The sequence below is a fragment of the Streptomyces sp. NBC_00572 genome, from assembly GCF_026341815.1.
Classification (GTDB): Bacteria; Actinomycetota; Actinomycetes; order Streptomycetales; family Streptomycetaceae; genus Streptomyces.
The window spans coordinates 614229-629256 of record NZ_JAPENX010000002.1 but is presented as its reverse complement, the minus strand read 5'-3'; the positions used below and the strand labels follow the sequence as shown (position 1 = coordinate 629256).

Annotated in this window: 14 protein-coding genes, 2 pseudogenes and 1 riboswitch; of the genes and pseudogenes, 1 reads left to right on the top strand and 15 read right to left on the bottom strand. The window is 70.0% G+C overall.

Going from position 1 to position 15028, the window contains the following annotated elements; genetic code table 11:
- Nucleotides 1-3 precede the first annotated feature (3 nt).
- The 13 genes and pseudogenes from OG514_RS35125 to OG514_RS35070 form a co-directional block, all read right to left on the bottom strand.
- Nucleotides 4-447: an energy-coupling factor ABC transporter substrate-binding protein gene (locus OG514_RS35125; RefSeq protein ID WP_266901696.1), complete on the bottom strand. Its 444-nt coding sequence runs from the start codon at nucleotides 445-447 to the stop codon at nucleotides 4-6.
- Nucleotides 444-1142 carry an energy-coupling factor ABC transporter permease gene (locus OG514_RS35120; protein WP_266901694.1) on the bottom strand — a complete coding sequence of 233 codons (699 nt, stop codon included), beginning with the start codon at nucleotides 1140-1142 and terminating at the stop codon, nucleotides 444-446. The genes OG514_RS35125 and OG514_RS35120 overlap by 4 nt, the downstream gene beginning before the upstream one ends.
- 28 nt (nucleotides 1143-1170) lie before the next feature.
- Nucleotides 1171-1407, bottom strand: a riboswitch (cobalamin riboswitch).
- Between the two features lie 37 nt (nucleotides 1408-1444).
- Nucleotides 1445-1864, bottom strand: a complete 420-nt coding sequence (locus OG514_RS35115) for a PTS-dependent dihydroxyacetone kinase phosphotransferase subunit DhaM (RefSeq protein ID WP_266901692.1) — start codon at nucleotides 1862-1864, stop codon at nucleotides 1445-1447.
- A complete protein-coding gene (gene dhaL / locus OG514_RS35110; protein ID WP_266901690.1) occupies nucleotides 1861-2508 on the bottom strand; it encodes a dihydroxyacetone kinase subunit DhaL in 648 nt (215 codons plus the stop codon). The genes OG514_RS35115 and dhaL overlap by 4 nt, the downstream gene beginning before the upstream one ends.
- A gap of 26 nt (nucleotides 2509-2534) precedes the next feature.
- On the bottom strand, nucleotides 2535-3527 hold the full coding sequence (dhaK, locus tag OG514_RS35105; RefSeq protein ID WP_266901688.1) for a dihydroxyacetone kinase subunit DhaK: 993 nt from the start codon (nucleotides 3525-3527) through the stop codon (nucleotides 2535-2537).
- Nucleotides 3528-4072: 545 nt separating this feature from the next.
- A complete protein-coding gene (locus tag OG514_RS35100) occupies nucleotides 4073-4675 on the bottom strand; it encodes a hypothetical protein (protein ID WP_266901686.1) in 603 nt (200 codons plus the stop codon).
- Nucleotides 4676-5159: 484 nt separating this feature from the next.
- Nucleotides 5160-5443: pseudogene (locus OG514_RS35095) on the bottom strand (ISAzo13 family transposase); the annotation flags it as partial.
- Nucleotides 5444-5558: 115 nt separating this feature from the next.
- Nucleotides 5559-6329, bottom strand: coding sequence for a transposase family protein (locus tag OG514_RS35090; RefSeq protein ID WP_266901315.1), 771 nt, complete (start codon nucleotides 6327-6329; stop codon nucleotides 5559-5561).
- A gap of 40 nt (nucleotides 6330-6369) precedes the next feature.
- Nucleotides 6370-7614, bottom strand: a complete 1245-nt coding sequence (locus OG514_RS35085; RefSeq protein WP_266901684.1) for a hypothetical protein — start codon at nucleotides 7612-7614, stop codon at nucleotides 6370-6372.
- A gap of 349 nt (nucleotides 7615-7963) precedes the next feature.
- Nucleotides 7964-8155 (bottom strand): annotated as a pseudogene (locus OG514_RS39550) (RICIN domain-containing protein); the annotation flags it as partial.
- 1389 nt (nucleotides 8156-9544) lie between these two features.
- Nucleotides 9545-10159, bottom strand: a complete 615-nt coding sequence (locus tag OG514_RS35080) for a gamma carbonic anhydrase family protein (RefSeq protein ID WP_266901682.1) — start codon at nucleotides 10157-10159, stop codon at nucleotides 9545-9547.
- 193 nt (nucleotides 10160-10352) lie between these two features.
- Nucleotides 10353-10943, bottom strand: a complete 591-nt coding sequence (locus OG514_RS35075) for a hypothetical protein (RefSeq protein ID WP_266901680.1) — start codon at nucleotides 10941-10943, stop codon at nucleotides 10353-10355.
- An 18-nt stretch (nucleotides 10944-10961) separates the two neighbouring features.
- The gene (locus tag OG514_RS35070; protein WP_266901678.1) at nucleotides 10962-11090 is read right to left on the bottom strand and encodes a hypothetical protein; all 129 of its coding nucleotides are present in this window, start codon (nucleotides 11088-11090) and stop codon (nucleotides 10962-10964) included.
- Between the two features lie 79 nt (nucleotides 11091-11169).
- Here OG514_RS35070 and OG514_RS35065 point away from each other — a divergent pair, with 79 nt between their 5' ends.
- Nucleotides 11170-12087: a LysR family transcriptional regulator gene (locus tag OG514_RS35065; RefSeq protein WP_266901676.1), complete on the top strand. Its 918-nt coding sequence runs from the start codon at nucleotides 11170-11172 to the stop codon at nucleotides 12085-12087.
- A 460-nt stretch (nucleotides 12088-12547) separates the two neighbouring features.
- Here OG514_RS35065 and OG514_RS35060 read toward each other — a convergent pair whose 3' ends face one another.
- Together OG514_RS35060 and OG514_RS35050 are read right to left on the bottom strand one after the other, a co-directional pair.
- Entirely contained in the window at nucleotides 12548-13825 is a 1278-nt protein-coding gene (locus OG514_RS35060; RefSeq protein WP_323181678.1) for a TetR family transcriptional regulator, read from the bottom strand.
- Between the two features lie 48 nt (nucleotides 13826-13873).
- Nucleotides 13874-14968 carry an XdhC family protein gene (locus OG514_RS35050; protein WP_266901674.1) on the bottom strand — a complete coding sequence of 365 codons (1095 nt, stop codon included), beginning with the start codon at nucleotides 14966-14968 and terminating at the stop codon, nucleotides 13874-13876.
- Between the last annotated feature and the right edge of the window lie 60 nt (nucleotides 14969-15028).

Sequence of the window (15028 nt, the reverse complement as noted above, 5' to 3'; positions counted from 1 at the left end):
CGGCTACGCGTCCTGTCCGCCGCCGGACACGGCACCCGACACGGAACCCGAGCCGCTGTCGCTCTCCGGGGCCTTGGTCGCAGCGGCATCGGCCGCCCGAGCAGCATCATCCGCCTGCGCCGTCCTGGCGGTCCCGGCAGCCTCCGCCTGGGCCGCCCCCTGCCGACGGCCGCGCCGCAGACCGAAGTAGTACGCCAGGACACCGGCACCAAGGGCCGCCTGCAGGGCGAACAGCGCCGACTCGATCTCCCCGGACGGCGGTTCGTACAGCGGGCTGAACCACGGTTCGTAGTCCGGCCGGAGCTCCGTGATCGCGGTCTCCGCCTCCGCGTCCGCCCCGGTGAAGGGCTCCTCCTTGTGGTCCCCGAGCCCCAGCGCGAGCGGCAGGACCGCCAGCGCCGCGACGACGAGCAGCAGCAGGGCGTTGATCTTCGCGTTCCGGCTCATCGCGCGGCCGCCTCCTCGCGTCGGTCCGACGTGCGACCGGCGAGGACGCCGAGCCGGATCAGGTCGCCCTTGCTCGACTGCGTGAGCAGTCGCATCACGAGCACCGTGAGCAGGCCTTCGCTCACCGCCAGCGGAATCTGGGTCACGGCGAAGATCCCGCCGAACTTGGCCAGGGCGCCGGGTATCCCGCTGCCCGGGTCGGGGAAGGCGAGCGCCAGCTGCACGCTGGTCACGCAGTACGTGGACAGATCGGCGACGAACGCACCGAAGAAGACGGCCACCATCAGGGGCGTACCGAACCGGCGGAGCAGTACGTACGTCCCGTACCCCGCCCAGGGCCCGACGATCGCCATCGAGAAGGCGTTCGCGCCGAGCGTGGTCAGTCCGCCGTGGGCGAGCAGCAGGGCCTGGAAGAGCAGGGTGATGGTCCCCAGGACCGCCATGATCGGCGGCCGGAAGAGGATCGCGCCCAGACCCGTACCGGTCGGGTGTGAGCAACTACCGGTGACAGAAGGCAACTTGAGTGCCGACAGAACGAAAGTGAAGGCGCCCGAGGCGCCGAGCAACAGGGTGGACTCGGGATTCGACCGCACCTCGCGGGTCAGCGCGCGAACCCCGTGGACGACGAACGGCGCGGACGCGACGCCCCAGGCGGCGGCGTGCACAGGGGGCAGATACCCCTCGGCTATATGCATGGTTGGGAGACCCTCTCCAGCACCTCGTGGATGGACAACGCACCCTGGCCGGTCTCCTGGCTGACGGTCATGCCGGCCCGACTCCGCCTTCCCACACCACGACGATTCGCCGTCGTGGTCCAGTGGCTTCCCCGCGGGTGATTCCCGCGGGGGTGGAGCCGGACCTCCCGATCACAGTGGCGAGGGCCGCACCGGTACTGCACCGGTTTCCCGTACACCAAGGCCCTGCGACATTAGTGCGTTGACCAGGTACATCACAACACGGTCGCCACCCGGTGCGGCCCCTCGCTCACTGCGCGCAGTCACTCCTTGCGATAGGCGTACGCCTCCGAGGCCGCCGCCGCGACCGCGTCGAGGTCCCCGCCCGCGCTCGCCGTGACCAGCGCGGCGACCGCGCCCTCGACGAACGGCGCGTCCACCAGGCGCGCGCCCTCGGGCAGTTCGTCGCCCTCGGCGACGAGCGCCTTCACCGTGAGCACCGCGCTCCCCAGATCGACCAGGATCGCCACTCCGGCGCCCCGGTCGACGCCCTTCGCCGCCTCCGCGATCAGCTCGGAGCTCGTCCCCAGGCCACCGTCCGGCGTCCCGCCGGCCGGGAGGACCGGCGCCAGGTCACCGCCGCCGGCCAGCCCACGGGCCAGCTCGGCCACCGCCGCAGCGACGGCGGCGCTGTGCGAGACGAGCACGATGCCGACCGGACCCGCGCCGGTCCCGCCACTCATGACGCCCCCTCGGTACGCGCGATCCCCGCCCCCGCGGTCTCTTCAAGGGCGGCGAACAGCAGCGCCGAGGACGTGGCCCCCGGATCCTGGTGCCCCACCGACCGCTCGCCCAGATAGCTGGCCCTGCCCTTGCGCGCCCGCAGGGGCACGGTCGCGAGGGCGCCCTCCTCGGCGGCGTCACGGGCCGCGCCGAACGAGTCCCGCAGGCCCTCCACGGCCGGAACGAGCGCGTCCAGCATCGTCTTGTCGCCCACCTGCGCGCCGCCCAGCTGGGACACGGCGGCCACACCCGAGCCCAGGGCCTCCGCCAACTGCAGCCGGGTGATGCGCTCCTCGTCGCCCAGCGTCTTGCCGGTACGGCGCAGCAGCGTGCCGTACAGCGGCCCCGACGCGCCGCCCACGGTGGAGATCAGCTGCCGGCCGGCGGTGACGAGCACCGCGCCCGGCGTAGCGGGCGGCTCCTTGGCCAGGGTCTCGGTCACGGCGGCGAACCCGCGCTTGAGGTTGGCGCCGTGGTCGGCGTCGCCGATCGCCGAGTCCAGCTCGGTGAGCCGGTCCGCCTCCCGGTCGACGGCCTCGGCCACAGCGGCCAGCCACCGCACCAGGAAGTCCGCGCCGAAGTCCGCGCCGGAGGTCTCCGTCATCTCGCTGTCCTCGCCCATCCCTCGTCTCACCGGCCCCAGCGCAGCGCGGGCGTCTGCACGGGCGCGTCCCAGAGGCGAAGGAGCTCCTCGTCCACCTCGCACAGGGTCACCGAGCAGCCGGCCATGTCGAGCGAGGTCACATAGTTGCCGACGAGGGTCCGGGCCACGGGCACACCCCGCTCGCCGAGGACGCGCTGCACCTCCGCGTTGAAGCCGTACAGCTCCAGGAGCGGGGTGGCGCCCATCCCGTTCACCAGGGCGATGACCGGACCGGACGGGCGGAGGTCCTCGACGACGGCGTCGACGGCGAAGTCCGCGATCTCCCGGGAGGTCATCATCGGCCGCCGCTCGCGCCCCGGTTCGCCGTGGATGCCGATGCCCAGCTCCAGCTCGCCCTCCGGAAGATCGAAGGTGGGACTGCCCTTGGCGGGGGTGCTGCACGCGCTCAGCGCGACGCCGAAGGACCGGGAGCGCTCGTTGACCCGGCGGGCGATCGCCTCCACGCGCTCCAGGGGTGCGCCCTCCTCGGCGGCGGCGCCCGCGATCTTCTCCACGAAGAGCGTGCCGCCGGTCCCGCGGCGGCCCGCCGTGTACAGGCTGTCCTTGACGGCGACGTCGTCGTCGACCAGGACCTTGGCGACCTGGATGCCCTCGTCCTCGGCCAGTTCGGCCGCCATCTCGAAGTTCAGTACGTCACCGGTGTAGTTCTTGACGACGAACAGCACCCCGGCGCCACTGTCGACGGCGGCCGCGGCCCGCACCATCTGATCGGGCACCGGGGAGGTGAACACCTCCCCGGGACACGCCGCCGCCAGCATCCCGGGCCCGACGAACCCCCCGTGCAACGGCTCGTGCCCGGACCCACCCCCGGACACCAGCGCGACCTTCCCCGCCACGGGCGCATCCCGCCGCACCACGACCCGCCGCTCCACGTCGACCGTGAGCTCGGGATGAGCGGCGGCCATTCCGCGCAGCGCGTCGGCGACGACGGTCTCGGGAACGTTGATCAGCATCCTCACGGATACCTCCTAGTGAGATTAGCAGCCAAGTCGCTGAGCAGGGTTTTTGCAGGTCAGAGCAGGCGAGGCCAATTGTTGATCTTGGCGGTTCGTGGCGCCCGGTGACGGTTCGGCGCGGTACGGATGCTGACTGAATGCTGACTTTCCTGATGGTGCGTCAGGCTGAAGTGGCAGAGGATGCTCTTTGCGAATGCGCATCATGGCGCAATTATCGACGCGAGGCCGCGGTAGTGCACCGGTGCGTCATGAGTCGGATCCCGTGGACGTGATTCCGGAGCGTCTGCAAGGGCGGAGCCGTGGGCGGGTCCGGCGCGGCGCGTGGGACACTCCTGGCCGTGGCTGAGCACGACATTTCTCCCCTCGCACCCGACGCGACCCCAGTGGTTGTCGTCGATGACACCACCGTGGATCGTTGGCTGCCCGTGGCGGTGGATCCCGATCTCGGCCATCCACCCAGTGCCGGCGGCCCCGGTAGCAGGCCACCTGGCGATGACCTTGACCTGGCGATCGGGTGGGACCGTTTTGAGAAGCTGATGCTCGCGGTCTCAAGCCGCGTCCTCGCCATCCGAGGGATCAAGTTTCGCCGGTATGGGGTGCAGGGACAGATCCAGCACGGCATCGACCTTGCCGGCCGCGATGCGGACGGTCGCTTCGTCGTCGTCCAGTGCAAGGACTACCAGGAGTTCACCGCGGGGGACCTGCGGAAGACTGTGGAGACGTTCACGGGCGGAAGACGACCGTTCGGTGCTGGCCATTTGATCATCGCCACCTCCGCATCCACTGAGCGCACCCAGCTGGCCGACGAACTGGCTGCTCTCCAGGGGGAACACGAGGACCTCGAACTGGACCTCTGGGGTGCTGAACAGATCAACGATTTCCTCCGCTATCAGGCTGACGTTGTTGCCCGGTTCTGGACTCGTGAGACGGCGGAAGTGTTCTGTACCGGGGCTCCCCTCCCGGGTGTACCTGCTCCGCCACTCGACCGCCAGGAGCAGGCGGATCGCATCCTCATCGGACCTCTCAAGACGAATGACGTGAGGGCGATCCTGCGCGAAGCGGAAGCCGAGCGAGCGTCGGCGCCGGATCGCTCCGCCGAGAAGTACGGCGAAATCGCCTCGCGTTTGCAAGACGCTGGGTTCAGAGGGCATGCGTCCGTACTGAGGGGCCGGCAGTTGGAGGCGCTCCGGGAAGCCGGCCTGCGCTACGAAGCTGCGGAGCTTGCCGGTCAGCTTGCCGCCACAGCCCTCCACAAAGGCGACAGGTTCGAGCCGAGAAGGCTCGCACGGCTACTGGACGAGTTGACCCGTAGCGAGGATTCGGCGGGGCCGGAGCATGCGGCGGCGATCAAACAACATGCGCGGCTCATTCGCGCAGCCGTCGACGCCGTCCTCCACCCTCTCGGCGCCGTGTCGGGCAAGTTTGCGAATGCCCTGAACGGCGCGCGCGGCGGGACTGTGACCTACCACTCCCTCTTGGTCCTCCACTTCGCCGAGCGTCAGTTCGCAATGGAACCTGATCTGCTGGAGGCTCAGTGCTCCCGCGAAGACATCGTGATGAGGCTGCGTCTTGTGCGGGCCGAGTACGACGGTGGCGAACGTAGGGCACTACTGAGCGCCGCCCGACGGCATGCTGTCCCCGCGCGTCGGGCTCGACCAGCGCCAGCAGTGCCGGCCGCAGCCCAGGGTCCAGCTCGGCCGCCCTCTTCCGCCCTCCGCCGGGATGACGCACCCGCCCCAACGGGGCCTGACCGGAATCCAGTTCAGCCGCCCCACGCGAGACCGTGGCCTCCCGGACCCCGGCCCCAGCGACAGTGCTTCCGCCCCTATGGCCAGCCGACGCTGACGCTCGTCCAGATGCGGCAACAACACCTGGAACTTCGCCGCCAGAACGGCCTCGATCCCCTCCGGTCTCCCCATACCAGAACAACGAGCCCCAAAGCTGGAAGCCACGACTTGTTTCCCGGCAAGCCCTAAAGCGTGTTGCAGAAGGTTGTATCTGGGCAGGTCGGGGCCGGGGTCGTGGCCGGTCTGGTCATGCGGCGAGGGCAAGGTTGTGCATGTGGGCGACGGCCTGGACCGCGTAATGAAGGCCGTGGCCGCGCTGACGGCAGTCGCGGAGGATCTTGTAGTGCTTCATGCGGGCGAAGGCGTGCTCGACGCGGGCCCGTACTCGTCGGTGCTGGGCGTTGTCCTCCTCCTCCCCCGGCAGGAGGGCCCGTCCGGGGCGTTTGCGGTGCGGGACGACGAGTCCGGTGTTGATGTACGCGCCGTCGGCCAGCACCGTCACGCTCTCGCAGGCAGCAGCGAGGCCGGAGTCCCGCCAGGCCCTGGCGTCCGCGGTGTTGCCGGGCACCGGGCGGGCCGCGGCCACCACCAGCTTGGTGTCGGCATCGATGATGACCTGCACGTTCGCCGAGAATCGGTAGTTGCGTGACGAGGCGCCGACCTTTCGGTCACGGACCGGAACGAGGGTGCCGTCCACGATCCACAACCGCTCCACCGTGTCGGCCGGGCGGGCGGCCGGCTCGATCGCCAGCAGCGGCCGCAGCCGCTGAATCACCCGGCACACCGTCGCCGGTGAGCAGCCGAACAGCGGCGCGAGCTGCCGCATCGTGAGGTTCGTGCGGTAGTAAACGGCCACCAACAGCACCCGGTCCGCCAGCGGCAGACACCACGGCCGCCCACCACCGGGACCGTTCCCGCCCCGCTCCCGCACAACCTTCAGCAGCCGCTCGAACTGCCGCATCCGCAGCCCGGTGAACGTCTCCACCCACAACGGCCCAGCCTTCAACACCCCACCCATACAGGCAAGATGCCCGAATCCCAGCCTACTGCAACACGCTTTAAGGGCTGTCCCGCAACTGGGCGGGCGGGGCGATCCGCTGCATCGCGCCGACGGGCTCCATGTGCTCGGAGAGTTCGTCCAGAGCCTTCAGCCACAGCTCGGGGAGGTCGGCGGCCGCAGTATGGGACTGGTCGTGGACGATCGTGATGCGGGCGGTGGTCATGGTCCGGGTGAGGGAGAAGTAGCCGAGCATGCCGGGGCTGTTCAGGCCGAAGATGCTGGCGGCGAGCGGGGGAGCACCCAGGACGCGGTAGGTGCCGTTGATGTGGATGTGGCTGGTGGCCAGGCGGAAACCGGGGCGCTGCATCGAGCGGTGGAGGAGTCGGGGAGGTACGCGCAGGAGGGTCTTCCAGCCGCCCTCCCGCAGCCCGGAACCCTTGTGGGCGAGGGTCTGCCCGGCCACGGTCTCCAGACGGGCACCCGGGCCGGTCGCGGTGCACGGCAACCGCAGCATCGCCGGCAGAGCGGCGTTCCCTGGCGTGAACTGTGCCTCCTGCGTTCGGACCGACATAGGCATCACCACCCGCAGGTCCTGTGCCCGGCCCGCCTGCCGCAGCTGCAAGGCCGCGAGCGCGCCGGTCACCGCTGTGAGGTAGACATCGTTGGCGCCCACTCCCCACCGCGAAGCCACCGCCCGCAGGCGGCCGTCCGGGACGTCCGCGTACGCCATGGCCGCCAGCCCGCTCCCCGCCGCGTCGCACCCGGCGGGAACCGTCTCGTGCTCGGGAAACCTTCCGAACGGCGACGTACGCAACCACGCTCGCGGGGTACGTCGCGACACGGGCGGCCGATAGGGGTACGGCCCTACGACGGGTGCGTCCGCCAGAAGCGCCGCCACCAGGTGGGCCGCACCGACGCCGTCCGTGACGGCATGGTCGATGCGGAAGCACACCCGCTGCACCTGATCGACCCGACACGTCAGCATCCGCAGGTCCCAGCCGGGGGCCGGACGGGCGGGCAGAGCCCCGCGCAGCAGCGCGTCGGTCGCCTCGCCGAGCCGGCCGTCCACGTGCTCCGCGCCCACATGCAGCCCGGCCTCGGGCGGCGCGGTCCGCGTCCAGGACCGAGCTCCTCCGACCGCCGCGACATTGAGGGCTTCCAGCCCGGGCGCCCGCTCGGCCACACGTGCGCGCAGGTCGTCGAGCGCGAACGACCCCGCGGGAAAGTCCAGGACGTGGACCACCGTCACTCGCGCGGGGCTGCGGTCCGGGAACAGCGCGAACGCGCGGTCCAGGACGTTCATCCTCCCCGTACGGGCCACCGTCCCCGCACAGGACCCGTTCTCACTCTCCGAAACCATCCGGACCCGCATGAGGCACCTCGTACTCGATCGACCGAAGCCCACGTATGCGAACGAGGCGCGCACCCGAAGGGACACGGCATCTGGACCGCCCCGACAGTCGGCCGCCGTCCTGGCCGATCCTCGTGGGTCCCGGCGTCTCGCGTAGAGGCGATTGTCCTCACCTCGGGGATACCTGTGTGGCCCCGGACATGGTGGGCCGATATGCGTGAGGAGACCGGCCCGCCCCTGCCCCACCCCGCACGGTCGAGCGGGGCGGGGTACGGGTGGGGGTGCGGGTGAACGCGGAGGCTCAATCGCGGGTCATGAACGACCACTTCTGGGGCGGCCTGCCGTTGCAGTCGGGGATCTGGAACCGGGTGCCGTTCGTGGTGTTGCCCCAGGGCACGTGGAGGCACCGGCCCGACGGGGAGACGGAGATGTCCGCCAGAGGGATGAACTGCTGGGCGGGCGAGCCGTTGCACGTGGAGAACCCGAGAGTGGAACCGGCCTCCGTGGATGGTTCCCACGCAGCTGAGTGACGACCAGCTCGTGCAGATCGCGGACTCTATCTTCCCCGTCGACGAAGCATGAGGCTCCACCCGGCGAAACCCCAGCAGAGCCGAGCATGGCGGCTTTACTCCGGCTGTAGATCGTGATCGTGTACGTGAACGGCGTCTGACGGCATCTGTCCGGGTGGCTGAGGTCTGGGGTGAGCGGCAGTTGGCTGCCGTCGGGTTCGAGCACGTATACGCCGAGTTGGACTGGTGCGACGGTCCTCGTGCGGGGCTTGTCGGGATGGGTGGAGTGCCTCACTACTTCCAGTGCCACGACGTCGACTCCTCCGTTTCCCCGGACGAGTACTTCGTGTGGCCGGCGGACGAGAAGCTGGTCGCGCTGGAGCGAGAGCAGTGGGTAGTCTTCGTCGAGTGGAACCAGCGGTACGAGGTAGGCGCCGCCAGCATTGAGCGGCACCCCGGCGACGGGGGCGTCGACGCCCGGTACGACGAGCTGACGGCACTGCCCACCCCACGCCCGGCAAGCAGCGGCGGACACAAAACTGCTGGTTGCCGAGTGGTCCCGGCCGCGGCTCCCGACCCCGCCCCGCCCTTCCTTGTGCCCAGGCCGCCACGAGAGCGTCCGAGCGCATGGTCTTCGGTTTCGGCCCGGGCCGGCGCCCCTTTTTCCGCGCTCCAGCGGAATGCTGGTGGGCCCGGCAGACGGTGGAGTGACCTCGGCTGCATCATCGACACCGAGTCCTGGGGCCGCCACCACCGCTGACCCCACCCACCGGTGCCCCGTCTTCCGCCACGTGCCCAGCAGAAGACGGGGCACGGGCGAGCGACCGGTCGGGTAAGTCAAAGGAGTTGCCCGGGCCGGCCACCGCTGGTCGGCGAGCTCGGTGAGCGCGTACACGGACGGCGTCCATGAACAGGGGAGCCTGTGCCGGGGACCCACGTGTGGCAGAGCAGGGCCTGCTCAAGCACGCCGACGGGGCGCCCGCACGGCGAGGGCTGCACGCTGCTCGCGGAGTTCATGTACGCGGCCAAGATCAGCCAGGACTGGCCGAATGCCCGAAACGCAGCGAGCTTGAAGGCCTCCGGCCTCAGACCGGGTCGGCCGGTGCGCGGTGGCGCCAGGAGTCGAGATCAGGTCCGGCCACCTGAGGGCACCGGCGGCCAGACCTCGTACGGAGAGCGTGTCGAAGCCCGTACGTTGCATCATGCGTGCTGCTCACGGATAAGGGCTGGCAGCGCGCGACATGTGGCACAGACCAGGAAGACACCCTTGTCCTGAGGCCCTTATGGACCCTGCTGACCGCCGTGTACGGGCAGGCGGGCCACGCCGGACCAGCCCTTGAGCGGATGGCAGGACCGAGCCTCTCCGGCGGGGCTCAGATCTGCTGGTCGTTGCTGTGGCGGCCGAGGCTGCGGCCGAAGCGTTCGGCGATGGCCGGCATCAGGCTTTCGCCGTCGGCTGGACGGTCCAGTCCGAAGACGTAGCCGGGGAAGTCCAGGTTCTTCTGCACCGCCCAGATCTCGGCGTGGTCCTCCGGCGGAAAGATGCGCACCGGGTCGCCGAGGGCGACCCAGGCGATCGGCACCATTGAGTCGGCGGGCAACACGGTGCGCAGATGCACGATGCCGTTGATCCTCACCTCGGAGCGAGTCCCGATCCGGGCTCCGTTGAAGACGCGGCTGCCGGTGGCCAGGAACACCTCGTCCTCGACCCGGCAGCCGGTCAGGTAGGAGGTGGGGCCGACCAGGACCTGCCGTCCAAGAATCAGCGGATCCCGTCGGGTGCCACGCAGGACGGCGTTCTCCATCACGATGCTGCCCTCGCCCAGCTCCACCGGCCCGCCCTCGGCGGTGAGCACCGCGCCGAACAGCACCCGGCATCCTGCCCCCACGCGCACGTCTCCGCACAGCGTGGCGGTCGGAGCGACATAGGCCGTGGGGTGGACGGTCGGTGAACGACCCTCATGAGCAATCAGCATGGTCGCGATCATGCCGCGCCCTGGGGTGCTGGCGCGCGCCGCTCCACCAGGCGAGACCCGCGCCCGGACCGGCCGAGCACCTGCGAGAGGGGCGTTGTGCTGACTTTCATCGCATTTCTCTTTGGGGTGGCGTCCAGGGCCGGTGGTTAGGCGGTGGTGACGACCGCCCGGCCTTCGTTCACCTGTTGGTGTTCACGACATCCGGTCATGCGGTCAGGGCGCCGGTCAATGCATGGACGTGCTGGGCGAATTCGGTTCGTTGCCGGTCGGTGAGTGTGGCGTAGAGCGGCGCTTGCAACTCGTCGGTGAGTCGATCGGCACGCTGCCATCGGGGGGTCAGGGCTGCGGCGACGGGACGTGGCTCCTGCCAGCCGTAGTGGGCTGCCTGCTCGACGCCGAGGTTGATGACCATTGCCTCTTGGGCGCTCAGCCCGCACAGGCGCACCGCTGCCAGATGGCAGGCGCCACGGTGTTCCCTGAGCACGTGGATGCGCTGCATCGCCGCTCCGACAGGGTCGTCGCCGGGGCAGGGCTGCGCGCGCCAGCTGGCGAACAGAGGCAGTGCGTCGGCGTCGGCGGCGTCGATCAGCTGCTGTGCCAGGTGGTTGAAGTGCTCCACGTCGGCGTCGGTGGGGATGTTTGCGCGCCCCCACGTCCGGACGGCCTGTGCGTAGCAGGCGGCGGCTTCCTCCGGAGGCATCACGGACCGTCCGGCCCGCCACCCGGCAGTGACCAGATCGGGGCCGAGGAAACCCTGTACCGCTTGGACCACCGAAGCCGGCGCCTCGCCGAGCACCCCGAAGCGTCCGCGGCATTAGAAGCCACGCCCTGGTGCGAACCCGGCGCGCAGGCCGATGGCGGCGGTCGCATCGTCGGACATGAACTCGTCCCCGAAATCGTGGATGGGCCGGGCAACCGCGGAGATGCAGTCGAGGATTTCCATGCGCTGAAGGTCGCTCACCTCGACTTGTCAGGTCAAGGGGATGATTTCTAATGGAACCCTTTAGGTAAGCTATCGAGTCATGCTGGATATCCGCCGTCTCCACATGCTCAAGACCGTCGCCGCCCGCGGCTCCATCACCGCGGCCGCCCGATCACTCGAGCTGTCCGCCGGTGCCGTGTCCCAGCAGCTGGCCGCACTGAGGCACGATCTCGGGGTCGATCTACTGCGCCCCGAAGGGCGAACCGTCGCGCTCACGGAAGCGGGCCGCGTCCTGCTCGAACACGCCGACCGGATCCTCGCCGCCATGGAGGAAGCCGAGTGCGCCGTCGCAGCGGTGAAGGGCACGGTCGGGGCCACCGCCACGCTCGCGGCGCTGCCGTCGACCGTCGCCCGGATCGTGGCCCCCGCGCTGACCGCACTGGCCTCGCACCATCCGCAGCTCGCCCTGACCTGTCTTGTCACCGACCAGGCGCAACTGCGGGAACTTGTGCTCGGCACAGTCGACGTGGTGCTGGGGCAGCGCTACCACCACCTGTCGGAGACCGCACCCCGGGGCGTCGAGGTCTCGCCCCTGCTTGACGATCCGCTGCTCGTCGTCACCGCCGCCGGCGGATCCGACGAGCGTCCCGTCGCTCTGCGTGAACTGGCCACGCACAACCTCGTCGTGCCACCGGCGACCACGGACTGCGGACAGGCCATCCTGCACGCCTGCCACCAGGCCGGCTTCACACCCACGACGCGCTACGTCACTGCCGACATCGCCGCCCAGCTCGCCCTCGCACGAGCCGGCCTCGCCACCGCGTTCGTCCCCCAGACAGCCATCGACCCGGGCACACCCGGAATCCGCATGTCGCCCATCAAGGACCACCCGATCCTGCGCCTCCTGTTCGCCGCGACCCGTCACACCGAGACGACCAACCCGACGACCGCGGCCGTCGTTGCCGCACTACGCACAGCAGCGCGACAGGACCGCACCACGCACCTCCCGCCGCCCTGAACGCCGTCCGTGAGCGCTGTCGGCCGACGTCCCAGGGGCTGGATTGAAGCCGGTCTTCGATGCGGATCCGTCAGCACGTGCTCACAACCAGCAGATATCCCACAGTCGCACGAACTCGTGAGCCCATGTGCCTCACACGACAAATGCCGGAGCAGAACGCAGATGACCATCCTCATCGGCACCTACGTCGAGACGGACGGACTGAGCGCAGGCTCTTCACCCTGCACCCGGCGCTGTCACTCGTCCGTGTGGCGGAACTGCTCCTGCGTGGGACCAGTGCCCGATGGACGCGGCTCGACAGGCCGATCGCCTCTGCCCCTGTATTGCCTGGGAAGCCGAGTGTTTGCTCCTCCCTGCCTCGGCAGCCTTTGACATCGTCCTCACCGGAAGAACGGAGGCTCTCCAGGCGCGTTGTGCGGATCGGACACGTATGACGGACAACCGCCATTGCCGGCTGCCGTCACTTCTCCGGGACCCCGGCCCCCAGCGTTCGCCCCAGGGCTCCGAGCAGCCCGGAGAGCCGGCGCCGGTCTGCCGAGCCCAGTCCGGCGAGCAGTTCTTGCTCCTGGGCCGACCGTACGGCGAAGATCCGCTCGGCCAGTGCGAGACCCTCCGGGGTGAGACACAGCCGGATGATCCGGCGGTCGTCCGCGTCGCGCTCGCGCCGGATCAGCCCCTCTGCCTCCAGACGGTCCGCGTGCTGGGTGAGACCGCCCACGCGGACCCTGTCGGCCGCTGCCACCTCGCCCGTCGTCCGGCGGTAGGGCTCTCCCGCGTCGTGGAGGGCGGCGAGCACGTCGTAGGCGGGCAGGCTGATGCCGTACTCGCGGACGGTCCTGCTGATCAGTTCCTGATGAGCAGCGGCGCACTCGTTGAGTCGTGCGAACACGGCTGCGGGGGAGTTGTCCGCCGCCCGGGCAGCGGGCGCCGGGCGCAGATGCTCGGGGTGTACGGGCTCCGAGTGCGGCCAGGTGTCCTCGGAGCCCGTTGTGGAGCGGGCGACGCCGGGGCGAACGGACCCTTCCTCGCCGTCGGTGGCGCCGCCCGGCGCAGGTGGGGGAGCGAGGTCGAGGGCGTTGCCGAATGCGGTGGTGAGCACGTCCGTCAACGCAGGAGCGAGCTCCTCGGTGGGCACGGAGGCCGCCGGTTCATGGGCGAAGAGGTAGCGCTCCATGATCACGCCGAACAGGACGCTCCGAATGACGGCGGCGCGCGCCTCCGCGTCGGCCGAGTCGCCCAGTAGGCGCGCGAGGGGTTCGCCGACCTGCTTCTCCAGGATCGTGCGCAGAAGCTCGGCGCTTGGCGGGTGGTTGACGGCCGAGCGGATCAATGCGGGCCAGGGGTCGTCGACCGGCAGGTGATCCCACCGGTTGAGGTAGGCGCGGGCCAGAGTCGCGGGCAGTTCGCCCGTGCTGTCCGCTGCGGCGGACAGCACGTCGTCGGTGATGCCCGACCCGCCGGCCACCGCCTCACGGAACAGGCCGTCCTTGGTTCCGAAGTACGCCATCACCAGGCCGGGTGTCACTCCCGCCTCGGCCGCGATGGCTCGGACGCCCACGCCCTTGTAGCCGTGTGCGCTGAAGAGGCGCCGCGCCGCGTCAAGGACCGCCTGGCGATTGCGCTCCGGGTTGTGGGAGCCGGGACGGCGCGGTGGCGGTTGCCCTGTTCCCCGGCCGGTTTCCGCTTCCGGCTTGGGGCTTGCGGCCGATCGTCGACGGCTCTTGTTCTTCGGATCCACGCAGTCCAGATTAAACGAGTGTTCATAAAAACAGTCGTTCAAAAATGATTACACTTTGTGTACCGGGCCGGTTCGCAAGGTGAGCGGCAGGGTGGTGCCGCCGCGCAGTACCGCGACGATCTCGGCCAAGATGGATACGGCGGTCTCTTCAGGGCCCCGGCCACCGAGATCCAATCCGATCGGCGAGCGCAGCCGTGCCAGTTCCGCTTCGGTCGTGCCCGCTCTACGCAGCCGCTCCAGTCGGTCCGCGTGCGTCCGGCGGCTGCCCATGGCTCCGACGTACCCGGCTCTACTACGCAGGGCGAGGTCGAGAACCGGCACGTCGAACCGTGCGTCATGGGTCAGCACACATGCCGCGGACGAAGCGTCGACCAGGTGCTCATGGGCGCGGAACCAGCGGTCGGGTCGTTCGGTGACGACCTCGTGGGCCCTCGGGAAGCGCTCGGCCACCGCGAAGGCTGGCCTGGCGTCGCAGACCGTCACGCGGTACCCGAGTGCGGCGCCCATGTCCGCCAGGGGACGGGCGAACTCCACCGCGCCGAAGATCAGCAGGCGTGGTCGCGTGGCGAAGGACTGCACCAGGAGCTCACGCTCCGGCGCGCAGGCGGATTCCTCGGTCGCGTCGTTCCCGCTGGTCACGAGTCCGCTGGCGCCGCGCCGGAGCATGCCCTCGGCGGCCAGGGTCGCCGCCCGGTCCGTCCGGGGGTCGCCCAGGGAGCCGGTTGTCCTCCCGCAGCCGACGGTCAGGAAGCCGCTGCCGTCGACGGGGGTGACCAGGGCCACTGGTACGCCGGCCGCGATGTCGGCGGCGAGCCGACTGAGCGGTACATCCGCACCCACCTCGCGGACCAGTACCTCGATCGTTCCGCCGCAGGTCAGGCCCACCGCGAAGGCGTCCTCGTCACCGACCCCCCAGCATTCGAGCGTCGGGGCGGCGCCCGCGAGCACCTCCTCCGCGATCGCGCATACGGCGGCTTCGACGCAGCCGCCGGAGACGCTGCCGACGATGCGGCCTTCCTCGGACACGAGCATCGACGCACCCGGACCGTGCGGGGACGAGCCCCAGGTCCGCACGACGGTTGCCATGGCGAAGCGGGTTCCGGAGCGTTGCCAGGCGGCTGCCTGGTCGATGACGTGTCGCATGTCGCCTCCACGGGCCGTGAAATCTCTCGCAACCTCTTGCCAAGAAGAAGCTTTAATGTG

Coding starts and splice junctions, on each gene's coding strand:
- OG514_RS35070 (WP_266901678.1), bottom strand. CDS start 11,090: ATGGAAATCCTCGACTGCATCTCCGCGGTTGCCCGGCCCATCCACGAT.
- dhaL (WP_266901690.1), bottom strand. CDS start 2,508: ATGACGGAGACCTCCGGCGCGGACTTCGGCGCGGACTTCCTGGTGCGG.
- OG514_RS35125 (WP_266901696.1), bottom strand. CDS start 447: ATGAGCCGGAACGCGAAGATCAACGCCCTGCTGCTGCTCGTCGTCGCG.
- OG514_RS35065 (WP_266901676.1), top strand. CDS start 11,170: ATGCTGGATATCCGCCGTCTCCACATGCTCAAGACCGTCGCCGCCCGC.
- OG514_RS35050 (WP_266901674.1), bottom strand. CDS start 14,968: ATGCGACACGTCATCGACCAGGCAGCCGCCTGGCAACGCTCCGGAACC.
- OG514_RS35085 (WP_266901684.1), bottom strand. CDS start 7,614: ATGAACGTCCTGGACCGCGCGTTCGCGCTGTTCCCGGACCGCAGCCCC.
- OG514_RS35120 (WP_266901694.1), bottom strand. CDS start 1,142: ATGCATATAGCCGAGGGGTATCTGCCCCCTGTGCACGCCGCCGCCTGG.
- OG514_RS35080 (WP_266901682.1), bottom strand. CDS start 10,159: ATGATCGCGACCATGCTGATTGCTCATGAGGGTCGTTCACCGACCGTC.
- OG514_RS35115 (WP_266901692.1), bottom strand. CDS start 1,864: ATGAGTGGCGGGACCGGCGCGGGTCCGGTCGGCATCGTGCTCGTCTCG.
- OG514_RS35100 (WP_266901686.1), bottom strand. CDS start 4,675: ATGCCCTCTGAACCCAGCGTCTTGCAAACGCGAGGCGATTTCGCCGTA.
- OG514_RS35090 (WP_266901315.1), bottom strand. CDS start 6,329: ATGGGTGGGGTGTTGAAGGCTGGGCCGTTGTGGGTGGAGACGTTCACC.